The sequence below is a fragment of the Akkermansia sp. N21116 genome (assembly GCF_029854705.2).
Lineage (GTDB): Bacteria > Verrucomicrobiota > Verrucomicrobiia > Verrucomicrobiales > Akkermansiaceae > Akkermansia.
Genome location: NZ_CP139035.1, coordinates 726,081 through 744,409 on the forward strand (window position 1 = coordinate 726,081; position 18,329 = coordinate 744,409).

Annotated in this window: 10 protein-coding genes; all 10 read right to left on the reverse strand. The window is 49.2% G+C overall.

All coding sequences use genetic code 11. The features are described from left to right. Positions 1-5 precede the first annotated feature (5 nt). The gene (locus tag QET93_RS02745; protein ID WP_280125189.1) at positions 6-1,301 is read right to left on the reverse strand and encodes an NHLP bacteriocin system secretion protein; all 1,296 of its coding nucleotides are present in this window, start codon (positions 1,299-1,301) and stop codon (positions 6-8) included. A gap of 27 nt (positions 1,302-1,328) precedes the next feature. Beyond that, positions 1,329-1,844: a sigma-70 family RNA polymerase sigma factor gene (locus tag QET93_RS02750; protein ID WP_280131518.1), complete on the reverse strand. Its 516-nt coding sequence runs from the start codon at positions 1,842-1,844 to the stop codon at positions 1,329-1,331. A gap of 151 nt (positions 1,845-1,995) precedes the next feature. Continuing rightward, positions 1,996-2,547: a hypothetical protein gene (locus QET93_RS02755; protein WP_280131519.1), complete on the reverse strand. Its 552-nt coding sequence runs from the start codon at positions 2,545-2,547 to the stop codon at positions 1,996-1,998. A 67-nt stretch (positions 2,548-2,614) separates the two neighbouring features. Then, the gene (locus QET93_RS02760) at positions 2,615-4,951 is read right to left on the reverse strand and encodes a glycoside hydrolase N-terminal domain-containing protein (protein WP_280131520.1); all 2,337 of its coding nucleotides are present in this window, start codon (positions 4,949-4,951) and stop codon (positions 2,615-2,617) included. A 52-nt stretch (positions 4,952-5,003) separates the two neighbouring features. Continuing rightward, on the reverse strand, positions 5,004-7,004 hold the full coding sequence (locus QET93_RS02765; protein WP_280131521.1) for a DUF5054 domain-containing protein: 2,001 nt from the start codon (positions 7,002-7,004) through the stop codon (positions 5,004-5,006). 54 nt (positions 7,005-7,058) lie between these two features. Further along, positions 7,059-9,359: a GH92 family glycosyl hydrolase gene (locus QET93_RS02770; RefSeq protein WP_345786066.1), complete on the reverse strand. Its 2,301-nt coding sequence runs from the start codon at positions 9,357-9,359 to the stop codon at positions 7,059-7,061. Positions 9,360-9,681: 322 nt separating this feature from the next. Then, on the reverse strand, positions 9,682-12,186 hold the full coding sequence (locus QET93_RS02775) for a chondroitinase family polysaccharide lyase (protein ID WP_280131523.1): 2,505 nt from the start codon (positions 12,184-12,186) through the stop codon (positions 9,682-9,684). Positions 12,187-12,237: 51 nt separating this feature from the next. Beyond that, on the reverse strand, positions 12,238-14,178 hold the full coding sequence (locus QET93_RS02780; protein ID WP_280131524.1) for a glycoside hydrolase family 97 protein: 1,941 nt from the start codon (positions 14,176-14,178) through the stop codon (positions 12,238-12,240). A gap of 372 nt (positions 14,179-14,550) precedes the next feature. Further along, on the reverse strand, positions 14,551-16,122 hold the full coding sequence (locus QET93_RS02785; protein WP_280131525.1) for a glycoside hydrolase 43 family protein: 1,572 nt from the start codon (positions 16,120-16,122) through the stop codon (positions 14,551-14,553). Between the two features lie 48 nt (positions 16,123-16,170). After that, positions 16,171-18,228, reverse strand: a complete 2,058-nt coding sequence (locus tag QET93_RS02790; RefSeq protein ID WP_322190089.1) for a hypothetical protein — start codon at positions 18,226-18,228, stop codon at positions 16,171-16,173. Positions 18,229-18,329: the final 101 nt, after the last annotated feature.

Genomic DNA, 18,329 nt, shown 5'->3' on the forward strand with positions numbered 1-18,329 from the left:
GACATTTATCTGTCTTCCTGTTGTTCGGAATGGCTGGAACCTACTCCCATAATTATTTGGCGGAGATAGGGAATTATATAGGAGACAGGATTCCTGTAGGACGTATTGATCAGAATCGTACCTACTGCTCCGGCTTCAAGAAGGGAAGGAGATCCTTTGCGACTCGTCCACAACCATCCGCTTGGAGTTTTCCGGGAGGGTAATAGTTCAACGACGACGCGGACCATGGCGCCCGACTTGGCCAACATAGCCGTAAAGTCCCGGTTTTTCAATTCCGTCAGGATGGAATCCGAGCTAACGGCGTATGGGCTTACTTCGCGCACGACACCTTTGATATACCCGTAATCCTTGGCGTTCATGGAGGCAGGAGAAAAATAAACGCTCATCCCGGGTTGTACTTTTTTACCTTTTTCCATGGGGACATAGGCAACGACATGTATATTGGCCTGTTCTTCAGAACCGACTAGTGCGATCATGTCTCCCGGGACGACGGGATCGCCGACATTCTTAAGCAGTTCGATAATTCGTCCATTTTCGTCGGCACGAATCCAGCTGCAGTCTTGAAAGATTTTTTCGGCCAGATCCAATTCCGCTCCTTTGACTGCGATTTGCCTTTCCAGATCCAGCTTGTTCCGGTGAAAGGACCAGATGGCATCCTTCTGCGTGACTCCGAATTCGGCAGATTGGATCAGCATGGACGTGATGCTGGATTCATTTTGGAGCATTTGCTCCAACTGCCTGTAATAGTCGACTTTGCTGGCGGAACCGCGGCCTCGGAGGACATTGTAGATGTCGGCAAGTTCCGTGGCTCTGGTCTGGCTGTCCTTTTGTTTGTCGAGAATGAGGCCGATACGTTCCTTGCGGAAGTCTTCCAACTTTAATTTCTCGTCTGTCAGTCTCTTATAACCGTTGTTAAATTGATCCACATAGGAAGTCAACTGGTGGTAATCCATCGCGATGGATTTGATGTTGAAAAAATTTTCGGGGTTGTAGATTTGGCCTACGATTTGTCCTCGCTGGATCGGAGAACCGATTTCGATATTCAGATAATCAATGACTCCCTTGCCTTTGGAACGGACGACCCCCAGGCCATCTTCACGCATAGCGATGCCCATCCCTTCGACCGTAGAAACCATCGTACTAAAAAATCCCCAATAGACAATTGAGGCAACTCCAATCGTCAAGGCGATAAGGAAGAAAACCGTCCATCCGGAACGCGAATCTGCTATATAATCCGTTTGTTCCCCTTTGTTCATATTGGCAAGGGCTCGCTCCGAGAAGATGTTGCGTGGGACAGTCATGATTGTGTCTTCATTGGATCCGTTTCCTTACGGCTTCAAGTCGGCCAATAGTGCCTGAAGCTTCTGTCGTGCCCGGAACAGGCGGACTTTTACCAGACTTTCCTTACAGCCCATAATTCGCGCAATTTCACTAACGGAGCATTCGCTGACGGCGAACAGTGAATAAGCTTCCCGGATGGCATCGGGAAGCTGGTTCATGGCGGAAGAGATGCGTTCCCGGATGTAATCTTCGTCTCTGGAGAAATTGCCGGAATCGTGACCGTCTTCTTCGTGTTCCGGTTCGGGCAGTTCATCGGTAAACACGATCCGACTGTTTTTGCGATAACCGTCGACAAGTTCATTACGAGCTACCGTAAACACATAACCTGAGAAACCATCTTCATTTTCCAAAGAAAGAGTTTCTCTTTTTTGCCAGATCTTCAAGAAAGCGGATTGGGTGACATCTGCTGCTGCTGCGTAATCTAGTCCACTTGCTATCAGGTAATTAACAACCTTTTGCGCATATGCCTCGTAGTACTTTTCCATGGATTCCCTGGTAATCATAAACAGTAAATTTCCCGCTCAACAGATTAGGAAAAATACAAGAAGCATGCAAGAGGATTCCAGATGCTTGCTCCGTGATCCCAAATGTAAACTGCTGAGGATTCGTACCAAATCTTCAGCAGTGACGAAAATGTCTCAATAGGTATGTTGATCAGGGCCAGTGGGGTTGCTTGCCCGTCAACGCGTCGAACAAGAAGCCCCCTCCGGGGATCAAGGATTCCATCATGCCTTCTCCATCTCTTCTGGAGCCGGAGGCAATCAAGTTTCCAGCCATGTGAAGAGTCCCGATGACAGGGATGAATCCTACGAGAGCACTGGTGACCTTTTTAATGCCTTGCCAGATTTTCTTCCAATTGACTCCTCCGACAATCATATCCAGTTCCTCCATGGTCAATTCCCCTGTTTCCGAGGAAGAGACAAACTGGCTGAATTCTTCGAATTTCATGAATTGACGTTCTTCTGAGTTTTCCGCGGGAGTAATGATGAAGCCGATGCTCCCGGCAGGGAAATTGGCAAAGATGCCGTGTCCTGCTTCATCTTCTGTCACGATGTGCTCTTCGATATCGGCGCAGGGCTGGTCATTGTCGTCGTAGATTCTCATGAACTTCCTTTCCGCTTCGTTGTGAAGAGTAGCAACAATGGCTCCATTGTTCGATTTAATAGACTGATAGTCAGTAATGTTTGTCTGTGTTTCTTTTTCCATGGCAGTTTTTTCTGTTGTTATCTTCCTAACGAAAAGCGCATGGTTCGAGTTACAGGAAAAGTACGAATTATCGAGAGAATTCGATGGACGATTTTTCTTCGGATTTCAAGGTGAGGGGTTTGAGGGCTCCTTTATATTCGATCAGGAAAGTTCCATTCCGTGTGGCGCGGATGTCGGCCATGATCTTGTTTCTCGTCCAAGAGAGATTGACGATCAATCCTCCTCGTGTGCACATTCCTTGGGCAGAACCTGTTTCCCAACTGGGAACCAAGGCCGGGGCGACGGAAATGACACGTTTGCCGTCCTTGACGATCTGGCTTTGCAGAAGGCAGTTGGCAATTCCTGCCGTGAAGCCGAAATTGCCGTCGATTTGGAAGGGCGGATGCATGTCGAAAAGGTTGGGATTGATTTTCTCCTTCATGAGTTTGTCGATGAATTTTTCCGCATGTTCTCCATCCCGCAGGGCGGCATACAGGGAAATGATCCAGGAGGAGCTCCAGCCTGTATGGCCGCTACCGTTGGCACATCTATAATCAAGGGACTTGCGTACGGCTTCTGTATAATCCGGCGTATTGAGAACATCGAATTCATTGCCGGGGAACAGTCCGTAACAATGGCTCAGGTGGCGGTGCCCCTTGTCGGTTTCCTCTTGGCCGTTTCTCCATTCGGCCAGTCGTCCATCGGGGTTAATGGTCGGCATGGCCAGACGGGGGAGGGTCTGCCGGACTTTGTCCCGGATCGGATCATTGGAGGGAACATTCAGTTCACGACAGGCTTCTTCGTAGTTTTTCATGACTTCGCGGGCCAGTAGAAGGTCATGAGTCGTTCCGGTGCTGATGCTGCCGGATTTATTGTTTCCGTCCTTGTCTTTGTAGGAGAATCCCATTTCAGGAGAATTACCGGGGCCGGTGATCAATTTGCCGGTACCGGGTTCTTCCTCCAGCCATGAAAGGATGAAGCGGACATTCTCCCGTAGCATTGGCAGGGCTTTGGCCAGTTCCTTTTTATCTCCGCCATACCGGTAATGTTCCAGCAGATGGGATGTGGCCCATGCTCCGTTGAGCAAGGTTCCGGCGGCTCCCGGATCGAAGAAACGGAAATTGGAGCCCAGGCGGCAGTCCGTATTGTGGGCGAAGCAGAAGCCTTCGTATCCTAGTTCTTTGGCGAAGTGTTGCCCTCCGGGCAGGAGGCCGATGACGAAATCGGTGAAAGGTTTGTGGTATTCCCCCAAATGGGTCGTCTCAACGGGCCAGTAATTCATTTGACAATTGATGTTCAGGAAAAAGCAACTTTCCCAGGGAGGAGTCATATCCGGATTCCAGATTCCTTGCAGCGTGCTGGGCAGGGTTCCCGGGCGGGAACAGGAAATGACGCAATATCTGCCGAATTGGAACAAAAGCTCAACCAGGTCGGGATCAGCCTCTCCAAGTTGAAATCTTTTAATCCTTTCAGGAGTTGTCAGTTCCAAAACATCCCGGGGCGAATCCCCCAGATCGACGATGCAACGGTCCAGCAACGTGGAAAAGTGTTGGGATGTTTGCCGTACCATGGACGACCACCCTTGTTTTTCCGCCTGATCCAGTATCTTTTTGTTTTCTTGAACCAGATTGTGATGGTTGGGTTTTGTCGGATTCTGCATGTCGTAATCCGTTGCGATGGAGACGAGAAGAAGAACCTGCCTGGCTTGTTCCACATGGATTTTCCCGTCGCGGAATTCCCGTTTTCCCTGGGGGACGATGAGGCGGAACCTCGTCTCAAATCGGGTACCTCCATTCGAAGCCTGGCCGGAGATGACGAAATCGTTTTCTTCCTGCTTCAGGGAATCGGTTTCAGGCCTGTCGGCGGAGAGACTGATATCCAGATTGTCCCGGCCGGTTGCCTGCAGCAGAATAGCGATGCAATCCGTTGTCGGAGCCGCCAGCATTTGCATGGTGTAACCTCCTGTTGACGTCGTGTATTCTTCGGAGACAAGTCCCTGTCGCATGTCGAGTTTGCGGTTCGTTTTCCCGGGTGCCCCCATCTTCGAGAAGTCGATTCGGACAAATCCGGCGGGTTGGAAGCATCCGCTGAAAGACCATTTGTCCATTACCTTTTGGGAATAGGTCTCCGTAGCCTGGTCGTATTTTCCTTCCTGGCACAATTTGATAACTTCCCGGAAGGCTGATGCCCGTTCCGGTACATCGGGGATGGGGCTGTTGGCAAAGATGGATTTTTCGTTCAGGAGGATGACTGTTTGTCCTTGATCCATATAGGAAAGGGCTCCGAGACGCCCGTTCCCGACGCCATATCCGTGATCCCATGCGGAAGCCGGTACATTGTCCTTCAGGATACAGTCGGAGGGAGTGCCGAGAACTGCCTGGGCCAGGCAGGCCAGACACGGCAGGATGATCGAATTGATTTTCATTGTAGGAAGAAATGGATGAGGAGGTCGGTTGGAAGATAATTTTACATGATTGCTAATCAAGCCGTTCGACGATAAACCGGTAGGTCAGGGAGCCTTCATTCCACATGCTGAAGTTCGTCCCCCAGAGATTATTGCTCAAGTTGAAATGGATACCTCCCCGTTTATCCGGATAGTTGCGGGAATAGTTGATGCCCTGGGCTTCTCCAAGATTGACGAGGAAAGCAGTTTCGCTCCATATCCGGATTGTTCCGGCGGAGGTGATCAAATCCACATAATGGTCGATACCGTGCATTTGCCGGTTCCCTTGTTCCACCACATCCAGAATATCGACTCTTTCCCCTATCTTTTCAGCAACGATGGAAACAATTTGATCCGTATTGAAAGACAGCCAATAAGCTTCCGGCAATCGGACTGCCGGCTTGTTCAGAATGGTTAGGTCAATTTCCGCTTTTTTCCCGGTTTGATCTTCCAGAATATCGACATACATTTTATGAGGGTAAACACGTGGATCAACTCCTTCCTGGTGTGGGAATTCCAACTCGCATATCGTCCTCGTACCCTTCGGTTCTTTGCGTATTTCCTGTTTAATCGCGTTGGCGGACAGAGTTACACTTACCGCTCCGGATTGATCCAGTCCCGTTTTCCCGATATCGTCAAACGCCCAGCTTGCCTGAGTTCTCAAATACTTGCCCAGATAATTCTTGAAATCATTTTTGTCGTACATCTGGTACGACAATCCTTCTATTTTCAAACATCCCCCTTTGAAGAGCGATGTCTTCCACGGGATCGGAGAAATCGTCCGGGCCTTGTCTGTCAATGAGAGGGACTTCGGATTGTTGATTTCTTTCATTTTGGCTAAGGCCTCCCGTTGCAAGGAGAGAGGTAAATACCCGATCGCCGAATCAATGTACTGGTCCAGTTCCTTCCACGATTGTTCCACCTTTTGGAAGGTCTGGGATGTCCGGGCAGGCAGAAAGGCATCCATGTCGTATTTATCCCAGTTTCGGAGGTGGGTTTTCACATCCATACCCTGGGTATGTTCGGCAATCAGGCCCAGTTCCACGGCAAAATTGATCGCGCATTCGCTGTTCTTGTCTATTTTCTTTTCACGCAGCCATTGGGAATAAAGTTCGGATAAGGCTCTGAACCGGGCCATGCGCTTAGGAGAGCTGCCGTAACCATAGATCCAGGTATCGCCGATTTCGGAGGTAACTACCGGGAGTTGATCCTTCATGGCTAGCAGTTCTCGAGCGATTTCATCGAAAGAACAGGAAATTAATTGAGCATTGGGGTAGCGGTTATGCAGGCCGGCATAAATGGCTTTTACCTGATCATAGGTATGCGGTCCGTGGTTGTCTCCGGTAAAATTGATCGAAATGGCTGTCTTGCCTCCGGGGAGCAGGTTTTCCGACCCATAATCTTTTTGATAGACCAGAATCAGTTCGCTGCCGTCCGTATCTCTCCATCGGCAAAAATCCGGTACAGAGGGAATCGGAGAAGCGGGATTGACTCCGATATGCAAAAAACGGATCCCCGCGTGGTACATCGGAGATACGATGCTTCGCGTATGTCCCGGTACATCCGTCATTTTGGCCGCAATTGTTTGCTTGCCGTATTTTTTGTCCAGTTGTTGTGATAGGCGCAGGCAGGTTTCAAATAAATCTCGATTCATCGACTCTGATTCGACCGTATAGGGAACGGCGTTCCAGACGATATCTCCCCGCCGGATTGCAGCATCCAGTCGTTTCACGTTTTCCGGAGAGGCAGTATGGAGGTACTTCCAGATCAACCATGCTCCCGTTGTCCATACATACTTTTCCTTGGCATGTTCGGCGTACAATTTTTCGGATAGATCCAAAGCCTTGGGAATAAACTCCGATAGATAGCGCCGAGTGACAACGGAACTCAAGTCGGTGAAGCCCACATCCAGATGGGTTTTGAAGACGATATAAACTTTTGTGACCTCCGGGTTGACTTGAGCATGTCCGATTGATTGAAACAACAGGCATACCAGTGGAATGATGAATAATTTAACAAGGAATGTTTTTTTCATTGTTTTTTTTGGTTCTAAATTGATTTTTATTCTTTGGGAGAAAGGTGGGTGGGATCAATAACAAGGGCAGGGTGATGCAGTCCCCCATTTTTTGTTGGGAGTATTGCCAAGTTCCAAAATCAGATGGCCACCCTTGACTAGTTCAGAATGAGGAAGACGGAAAGAATTCCAAGGTTTGCCGTTGAGTGTGGCTGCTTGAATATATACGTTTTCCGAAGAGTTGTTTTTGGTTTCAATGACAAACTTTTTCCCAGGATAATATCTGTTATCAAGACTGATAACGATTTTGTCGAAAATCGGTGATGTAATTTCATAATACGGCTGTGTAGATGCCCCACCTTGAACATCAAATAGACCGATAGCCATCAGTACTCCTAGAGCTCCCATTTGTCCCTGATCCTCGTCTCCGTTGTAACCGCCATAGGGTGTGATGTTACCAAAGACTTCCTTTTTGATACGGCGTACCCAGTACTGGGTTAACCAGGGAGCTCCCGCGTGACTAAACAGGTGAGCCATGTGCAGGGATGGCTGGTTTTCGTAATCCACCCAGTTGCCGGCATGGGCACCATGCGGCGTGATGAATTGATGAGGGGCAGCGTCTTCGAACTGTTTGTTCAGCTTTGTGGCAAAGACTTTGTTCCCTCCGAGCAGGGAGATGAGATCCGGCAGATTGTGTGGGACATAGTAGGTGAAAATGGCCGAGTTACTTTCCACAAAACCCGGCATGTTGAATCCCTTGCCGACGGGGGCAAAGTTCTTGATCCAGCTACCGTCCTGGTTTTTAGGGCGCATCCAGCCTGTTTCGGTGTCAAAGACATTCCGATAATTGAAAGAACGTTTCAGGTATTTTTTGTAATCCTCATCCTTGTTCATTCCTTTGGCAAACTGGGCCATGCACCAGTCCTGATAGGCGAAATAGAGAGTCATGGCGCAGCCTTCCCGGTGGCTGCCCTTGCCAGGCAGACCTTCGGGGACGAATCCTTTATCTACGTAATTCTGCATGTAGCAATTGGTCTTCAGTTCATACCCCGCGTGGTCGCGTATACCGCCGGGTTCCGAGTTTTTCAGACAACCTTCGTAGGCTCCCTGTACGTCAAAATCCCGGATCCCCTTATTGTATGCGGCAGCAATCATCGGGATAGCCTGGTCTCCCACCATGACGTAGGTGTAGTTGCCCCCACTGGGACCACGGGCGATCAACCCTCCATTGTGATAGTAATCTACTAGTGTCGATACGAAATCGCTCAGGACTTTTGGATAGGCTATGGACCAGAGAATATTGAGGTTGAATTCGGCTCCCCAAAATCCGTCGGAATTGTAGGTGCTGCGGATAGAACGACCTTTTTCCAGAGGCACCTGCCGGATTTGAGGAAAATTCCCTGTATTGTCTACATATTTTCCGTTGACATCGGAGAAGGTATGCCTGCCCAGCAGGGAATGCCACAGGTCTGTGTAGAATTTGATTTTCTCCTGTTCCGTACCGCCTTCTACGGATATTTTCCCCAGTTCCCGGTTCCATTCGTTGCGAGCCTCGGAGACGACGCGGTCAAAGTCCCAGTGGTCCAGTTCGTTTTTCATATTGAGGGCTGCCTGCTCTTCACTGACGTAGGAAATGGCTACTTTCATCAGAAGTGGTTTGCCGTCCAAGTCGCCGAACGACACATAACCGCCGATATCGCTGCCTTCCAGAGACTTTTTGGAGACCAGGGTTTTCACTTTGTCGACAGGTTCCCAGCCTCCACAGGTCTGGAAGGGCCGGTCAAAACTGATGGCATAGTACACGGTGACGCTTTTCTGTCGCCTCATGGTAGGGGCAAGGATGGAATATCCGGTCAGTTCTGTCGGAGACTTTTTCCTGAAAGCCGCTTTGGTTGTCGGTCCATGTGCCAGAAAGGCGCCTGCATCTATCAGGACGTTTGCCGTCCGTCCTTTGGGATATGAATACCGGTGCATGCCTATTCGCGAGGTCGCCGTTAGTTCCGCCGTAATACCATATTTGTCCAGAACGACTTTGTGATAACCGGGGATGACGGTTTCCTTTTCGTGGGAAAAGGGGGATTTGTACGCATCCATGCCTTTGTGCCCCAGTATTTCGCCGGTAGTGGGGAACACGGGGACGCCTGCCATCTGCCAGCAGTGGACATGGCTGAAGCATTTTATCTCCTTGTCTCCATACAGATACCCCGAGTTCCAGCTTCCCCTGACCTGTGTGTCGGGGCTCAGGCTGACCATACCGAAAGGTCGTGAGGCCGAGGCAAAATAGAACCAGCGTGACTTGTGGGAATCAATCTGGGGCCGTACGTAGTCAATGGGCTCTGTCCTTCCGGGAGACGGGAGGATAGTGAATCCCATCATTAGACAGAGCAGAGTGGCTTTACTACACCGGACAAAGCGTTTTGTGGAAATGAAATGAAAGGGGACATTCATGAAAAGAGAGTAAGTTGTGTGAGAATCGCATTTATCGGATTCAGACGGTGTTGTTTTCTATTGGTTAATTAGTTTGAGCAGGAGGCAGGCTGTACAAATGAGTTTCCCATCTGGTGATTTACATGGAATTCGGGAAGGCATAAGAGACCGTAGACAAGGGAATCAGCAGGAGTGGGAACAGGTTCATTTTATGTTCTGTATTATGGTTTGGTGGGGAGAAAAGAACAGATGATTTGATTATTGGAATCCTTTATTTTGAAGAATGGTTTAGTGAAATGTGCAAGGGTTCACCCTTTGACAAATCCGCCTTAAGTACGGTATTTCCCCGTTCATTCGATTTTAGGAATACCTTTGGGGAGTCTTGTCCGGTTTTCAGACTCCATATGCCTTTTAGTTCCACGGATGCTCGGACAGGTCGGGAAAGATCGGGGAAACAGAGATTCAGGTTTAATTCACCGTTGTTTTTATGCGATTGTTCCAAAATGAGCAGAGGCGTTTCCGAAGATAGCAGGATGCCTCCGGATAAATCGGATACAGGTTCAAACAAAGAATAGTATATCGTGTGGGAGGGTAAATATTGGGCCTGATGCACTTGTTTATCCATGCGCATGACTTGGAATAATTTCCCACTTTCCTGCTGTGTGGCAAGCTCTCTCATTCGCTCCTCTGTTGCGGCGGGAACAACCAGAAATTGATAGGATTTGCCTTGAGGCTTGATTCCGTGATGAATGAAAGCTTTGGCGACCACTATTTCCCCGAGTTTGTTAGCCGGACCGCTTGATGGAGGGCTTGATTGTTTCCCATAAATGACCTGAATGTCATCGTGCCCACTCGGGACAAAGTACCCTGTAGAGGCGGGAGTGATCATCCACACGGATTCCCGGGAAGAAATCACCAGTTTGTCTCTGCATTGAATTTCTTTTCCATTCACCATCAATTTATTGCTCTCTTCAGAAACAATATTTTGAAATAAATTTGTAGCAGTGATCCATTCATCCGGATAATTGCCTTTTGCGGAAATATCAGTTCCTAGGCTGAGCAACATCCCGTTTGTGGCGAAAACGGATTTTCGGAAGAAAAGGTTGGTTTCTTCAAACCGTTTGCTTCCCCAGGAATCTCCCTGATCGAATACTGCTGCGAAGATTCCGCCTTCTTGTCCCGCCACTGCTCCGGAGAAATTTGTTGTCCGGGCGTATTGGTCGAACCGGGCCGAGTCATTTCCGGCAGGCATCATGGTTTTCCAGTCTGTGTAGTGTACAGTGGTACTCCCCGGCATCATGTTCCAGTCCCAGCCGGCGCCATTTCTGTTCTCTCCGTCCGGATAGCCGCATTTGGCAAGTCCTCCTTCGTAAAGAACTTCGAGTGTACCGTGGCTTTGATATCTGCCGAACCGGTTTGTTTTGTCATAGATTTCCGCTCCCCACAATTTTGCGGTTGGGCAGCGCATAACAGCTATCCAGTTGTCCTGTCTGTACACGGCAGCCGGGCTGTAATTAAAGGGATAGAAACCGTTAGCATCCCATTGGGGGGCGTTGGCATATTTCCGTGTTTTGTAAAAGTAATTGTAACAGGATGCCAGTCCCGGGTCATACGGGCTACCGTAGACGTCACCTCCCACCTCAATTAGAAGCTCGAACAATTTCTGAGGAAAGGTTACATTCATTCCATAAAAAGGGTGTCTTCCCGCCATGCTGTTTGCGAAATAACGGTTATTATCCGATTCCGAACAGACGGACATTAAGTACAGACTGAAAACGGCTTTTCTTAGTCGTTCATAGGCAGATTTATTAATGCGGAAGGCACTTCCTTTCAGACGTCCCATATATTCTACCCAGGGATTATAGGCATACATGTACCCGTTGTAATGTGATCCATGATGAAAACCTGTTCCGTCGGGTTTTAAGACGCCTTTTGTTCCGGGAGTGTATTCCGTACAATTAGACAAGAAACGGGAAAATTCCATCAAATACAGGATTGCTTGTTTGTCGTTCGGATGGTGCAGTGCGCAGACAAACAGATGTGGAAGCATAGTATATATAAAGTCTGAGTTGATCTGCCTCTCATTAGTGTTGGAGGCATCTGAATATAAGCGATTTATTGTTAAAAAATCTCTTATTGCTGCAATCAATCGTTCTTTCCGCTTATTGTCACATATTGGCAGTGCACTCAGAAAATCAGCTGGAATTTGGCGTGTATATCTGTAGCTACTACCTTTGCCTTTGGGGAGGCATTCAATAATATTGTCTGTAAACAAACCGTCCAGATAAAGATAGAGATTTGCTTTTGCCTGAGGATTACCCCCCAAAGCGGCAAAAGACAAACCTCGTACGGTTTGTGCTAGATCTCTGGCCTGTTGGAATGTAATTTTCTTTTTGTCCGGAAGTATATTCCCCTTGACTGTGGTATTATCTATTCGTCTCAACTGATACTGCTGTAACTGTTGCAGGGCTATTTCCATTTCCTTGGCAGATGCTTTTGGTAACGGCAAAGGGTATTTCTGTCTCAGCTTGATCAAATCGGCTTTTTTGTCGCTATCTACTTTTCCTTCCAGGCAAGTTTGTTTTACTGATGCTGCATCAACTCCGGAATCAATACCCCATACAAGAGGCATCATCAACCAGGAACATAGAATCAAAAGATTTTTTGATGCTTTCATCGTCAGATTTATTTTTATATCTCTTATTTGAGAAATAAATTGCGCAAGAGACTGATAGTCAAAGTGTTTCATAGAAAGGAAATGAAGATGAATATTCATGAAACGAGAGGAGGGAGAATTGCTCTTGTGGGATTCAGACAATGTCGGTTCCTATTGTCTAATTGGTTTAAGCAGGAGGCACGCTCCGCCTCCGGGAACGAGATGAACGGGGAGGGTGTCTTTTTCCGTCACAGTTTTGGAGGATGTGTGCAGGGTTTCCCGATTGTTCAGATAATGAGCGTCGGGACCGTCCTGTGTGATGATTGCCTGATAATATCCGGGAGTGAGGAAGGAGAGATCTATATCCAGATCCCTAGCGGATTCGTTGGTTGCGGCGGCGATCAGTGTGACTTGGGGCGTTTGGCGAGCCATGACGATGTATTCGCCAATCTTTCCATCGAGGGTTTTACTCTCGACCCAGGGCATTTGCTGGGCGGAGATGAATTCCAGGAGGGACGGATACCGGGTATAATACTCCGGGATGTCGGGAAGGATAGTGGCGCCGGAAAAGACAATCAAGGTACGGGCCGCTTCCGAGACGAGAGTAGAGGGAACCGGCTTGTTTTCATCGGTTCGTGTTGTTGGACCCTGCCTCAGGTCGAACATGCCGTTGTTCATGTCCAGGGGGCCGGCAACCATATTGACAAATACGGAGGTGAGGAAGGTGGCTGGCGGGAATACCTTGTGACCATCTAATTGTGCTTGGCAGTATTCCCGGGTAATGGCATTGGGCCATGTTCTCATTTGCCCATATGGATGAACGGGACCGTCATGGAAGTCGATGAGCAGATGGTTGCGGGCGCAGAGTTCGGTGATACGGCGGGTACGGGCATTTTTTTCTTCGGGAGTCCCGTTCATGAATCCGTATTTGACACCGGCTGCTCCCCATCGGGCATATTGTTCCAGCGTTTTGTCGAGCGGATATTGGCGGCCTCCGACATCGTTCAGATACAGCCAGACACCGACATTTTTTTGTTTGCCGTACTGGATAATTTTTTGAACGTCTTCCGTTTTGCCGCCTTGGAGGGGATTGGAGTCCTTCTGGAATTCGGGGCCGTACCAATTGGCATCCAGAACAAGGTGTTTGATGTTGTGGTCCGAAGCGAAGTCTACCATGCGTACCCACGACGGGTAATCCATGTGGTATGTGAATCCATCGGTTTTCGCTCCGTTGATCCGCCAGTCCCAGACACAGACTCCGGGGCGTACCCATGAGAAGTCCAAGGATGGATCAGGTGGGGGATTCAACAGCTCCAGCAGATGGGAATCGATTGCAACTCCGGGGGTTTCCCCGCAGAATACCACGCGCCAGGGCGATGGGGTGTCGCTGTTCAGCATGCCGGGACGGGAAGGGATAGTGAAGTCGCAAGAGCCTTCTTCCGACTGCAATTTCATAGGCTCTCCGGTTCTCAGATCTGCTTCATGGATAGCCATGAAATGGCCTGTGCCAGTATCAATGGTCATGACGGGGAGGCGTACGGCATGACATACGGAGAGTTTTTCCGGGCCGATATTGGCGTTTTCTCCATTGTAGAACCAAGCGGTGTAATCTCCGGCAAAACGGAATTCGGTCGATTCTTTTTCAAATGGGCGAGTATTGTTTTCCGTATGGTGAATGTTGTAACGAAAGGCCAGCCCATCATCATAAAGCCGGACGACAATATCGATGTTAGCCGGAAATGTTTGTTGTGTACCGGATTCCGGGGATTTCAGGGGCAGAATGACTTCTTCATAGCGTTCCGGAACGAGGGATCGTTTACCCCAAACTGGTTTCCAGAATCCCCGATAGGATTTATGTTGCGGGGTGGAAATGTGCCAGCCGGAGCCGGGGACTTGCGTACCATCTTTTGTGGTATAGCCCATAGGAGATTCCGCAATGAGAGGAGTACCTTGATACGACAATGTGTACGTGACATTCCCCTGTGGAGTTTGCCGGATTTGGCAGGTTAATTGCTCGTTGGGAGACTTGAGCTGATACGATGGAGATGCATACGTTTGCAGCGACAGGCATACCAGTGGTAATATCAATGAAGTGATAGGAAACGATTTCATGAAGATTGAAGGAGAATGTGTTATCAATATGATGGAAGAGGCGGAATGTATGAGAAATCTTTTTAAAAATACGGATAGATATCCCTTGAATTATAAGAAAATAATTGAAAATGATTGTGTTATGATTCGATTGAGTGTCATTTGAACAATAATGAATTGTTTAAATAATTAATTTACAGCTTATTGTATATATAATTGGTTGAATTTATATTTGCAATAAGGCTGTTATTTGCTGGTTCCCGGTTTATTCTGTAGAGCAGACAAGCCAATCCTGCATTATCCTGTTTATGTCCTGTATTAAAACAGACTTATGGGGAACGATAACGATTCCGTGCAAGAGGAAGAGGGCGTGGAAAATTAGGATGGTGAACATTATTTGTCAGTGAAGCGGAACCAATTGAAGTCGACGTGTCCGTCTTTGCCTTCATCTTTGGTGGTGAAGTTGAACAGGGCAAAACGGTTGGCTGTCCAGGGCAGGCCGAGGCCCATTTTCAAAGTGTTGCCAATGGGTATGAAATGCTGACCGTCGGTGCTATAATAGAAGCGGGCTGTAAAATCTTTGTCCATGGCGCGAGCCCGTATCCAGAGTTTATTGCCGGTGAACTTCTCGACAGGTGTTTCTATAATTGCACCGTTGTTGCACATAACGATTTTTCTGGTGTTTCCGTCCTGGGTGACGGCGACATAGGCATAGGGAAATTGGAAAATACCGAATCCGGCGACATTGCCATCTTTTAGCCCGGAGACATCCATTTCCACGGTTCCTTCCGAATTGGGCCCCTGAACACGCTGTGTTAGAGTATTGCGCGCATCTTTCAGATCCCTGGCCGGGAGTGCTTTCAAGCGCATGAATCCGGACTTTTCCGTCAACGACCATTTGGTATTGTCGGGATTGTGGTTCCACTGCCATTGCAATCCCAGTTTCGGCGCATTAAATTCATCGGTCGTTGCGGGACTGCTTACGGGGAATGTTTTGCCGACAGCTGGTTTGGGATATGTGATGGCATCTTTACCATTGGCTCCCAGCATGGGCCATCCATCCACCCATGTGACTGGAACTAGGTAGGGTACGCGTCCGATAGCACCACGGTCTTGCATGATGATGAACCACCAGTCCCCGTTTTTTAATTGGACCATACCCCCCTGGTGCAATCCATTGCCGGGGTAGGAACTGTCGTCGTCCATGATCAGCTTGTGCTCATAAGGCCCGTAAATGTTGTCGGACCGGAGGCATATTTGCCATCCTCCGGTACCTCCTGCCGGACAGGTGATGTAGTACTTTCCGTTGATCTTGTACATGTGCGACCCTTCCATGCCGAATCCGCCGCCGAGAGTCTTACTGTCCTTGAAGCCTTTATCCCATATTTTGACGTTTTCTCCCTTGACGGATTTGACGTCGGAATTGAGTTCGGTGATGTACAAATCGTGTTGTCCATGAACGACATAAACCTTGCCATCATCATCGAAGAACAGACCGGGATCATACAGATATTCCGGGAAAATCGTTCTCTTCCAGGGGCCTTCGGGTTTGTCTGCTTCGCACACGGAAAAATGTCCCTTTTCGATACCGCGCCCATAAGGAGTGCAGAAGGCGACGTAGAATTTGCCCTTGTTGTAGCGAATGGAGTTAGCCCAGGAGCCATTGAGGTAGAGACTGCCGCCTTTCAAATCGTATCGCGGGTCTTCGTCGTAACGGTCAATGGCATAACCGATCATCTTCCAGTTGACCAGATCCCTGGATGTGGCGATGGGCGAGCCAGGAACATAGTGCATGCTGGTGGATACCATGTAGAAATCGTCTCCTACGCGGATGACATCGGGATCCGGCCAGTCCCCCCACATGAGGGGGTTGGTAAACGTGCCGTTGCCGTTGTCGGGAGTCCAGGCATACAGAGGGGCTGGGAAAAGGAGGCACAGGAGGCTTATGGTGCATAGCTTTTTCATGGTGATGGGGGGAGTATATTTCTTATAAATGTTTTTGGGGTGAGTCCCTCAGTAGTTTGTTTTTTGCAATGTCTGCGCTGGGCAGTCGACAGTGATTGTTTGTCCCGCTTTGATAGTGACATGTTGCCATTGCGGGAAAGCGATGACCGGGAGCGGCTTGCCAGCTTCTGCTTTGGATTCCGCGAAGATCGACACATTGGCAGCGAATGCCGTCGGATTGAATATTTCAAGAATGGCACTGTTGCCGGATCGGTTTTTCACGGTAGCCTGAACATGGTCGAAACAGTAGAAATGTTCCGAATCCGTGCTGACGTAGATCCCCGGAATTTCCAAGGCCATCATGGCTCCGTTGGTTTCGTTCCATCCTGTATATCCTTCCCAGGAACCTCGACTATCTGCATCGCAATAAGTCAGGCGTTCGGAAATACGGCCATTGGGCTGGATTCCCTCGGCATGTGCATGGAGTACGTCACGGAGCAGTTCTGCATATCGTTCGTCCCCACTTTGACGATAGAGCCTGAACAGGACTTCGCCGGACTGAGTGCAGAATCCCGGTGCGCTATGTTTATTTTGGGTACTGGCCCAGACAGCTCCGGCCAATTTGGCACCGTGTTGAGCCAACGGTGTTTGTGGCGGAAGGATGTAGTCGTAGGACACCGTCCATGTCGCAACCAGGTGAGCGGCATTTCGGCAACGGTCGAGCCATACGGAATCTCCGCTTGCTTCGTGGAGCGTCATGAGTGATGTTGCAAGGGCAATGGCGGTTTCGGAATCCGCATTTTGCAAGATGTCGGCACAGGCTCCCGTCGTCATACCCGTGTTCTGGAAAAGCCCGTTGTAATATTCGGCGGCCTCTTGGGCGGTGGTCAGATAGCTTGGTTCGTTGAAATACGTAGCAGCCAGAGTGAGACCGGCGACTGCCATGACGCCACCGGATGTGTTGTACACGGCAATGTCACCTGTGCCATTGTGCAGGAAATTCCCCCATTGGCGTTCCCGTTTCCACGTTTTGACAAAGGCATCGGCAAGGTAGCGAACTTTTTGTTCCCATTCCGGATTGATTTCTTCGGCATGTCCCTGTTGCTTGAGGAGCATGAATTGTTTGACCATCCAGTACAGGACGTCGGCATTCTTGCGGGTCAGGACAATTTCGGGTGTTTCATCATATCCTTCGCGTCCGAAAGGCTTGCCGTCCTTGTTCAAGGCTCCGTAAAAATATCCGGATTTTCCTTGTCCGTATCCGAGGCCGAAGTCGAATGTGGATTTTACCTGATTGCGGTGTCTCTGGTCACCGAGGGCCAACATGGGGAACGTGTTCATGAGTCCGCCAATCCAACCGTATGAAATCCATTCTGCATTTTCCGGGCAATAGAACTGATGTTTCCGGCCTCTGTAGAAACGCCCGTCGATGAGATCGGTCATCATCCGGAGAACTTCAGACTGGGGTATCAGGTTTCGTGGACTATTAGGCCCGGTGAGGTTTTTCCTGATGCTCATGAACTGATCCAGAAGAGCAGGAATATCGCGAGCCGGGAAAGAGTAAATTTGGACGCGAACGGAGCAGGTGTCCCCGGTATTCCAGGTTGTGCCGCGATCAGGACTGGTACTGAATCCGATGAATTCCGGTTTCTTTTCCCGGACGCCGGGAAAAGAAACGACCAGTGAAGCCTGTGTCCGGTCTGGGGATTCTTCGAAGATAAGCCCGTTGTCGAGTATCTCTCCATTTTTTCTGATTCCCTGTTCCGCCAGCAGGATAAAGCCACGGTTGTTTTTCCTGTCGAAAATACACATGGCAGGCGTGGCGGCGTTCCCTGTCAGCACTTCCAGACGCGATACATCGCCTTGATTGGGTGAGAGCTGTGGGACGGGCGCCGTTGTCTGAGGCAGATCCTTTTTGTAAAGATCGTTTCGATCAAGGCCTTGAGCGTAGGGGCGGTTGACTAGGCGATTCCGGTTGCCGTTGTACACGGAGGAGGGGATCATGAGGTAGTTTTCCGAATCCCAATTGAGGAAATCAAAGGCCAGGGCGAATCCTGTCGAATCCTGTGAAGGCCCGAGTCGGCGCACGTTGAAGGTGATTTCTGCTGCTGTGGTCCCTTCTGGCATGGGCTCTTGCCTAATTCCTTTCCCTGGTGGAATTTTGGAGGCAATGATCGCATACTCCCATTCTTTTCCTTGCAGCTCGTCGGAGAACAAATGAAGTTGTT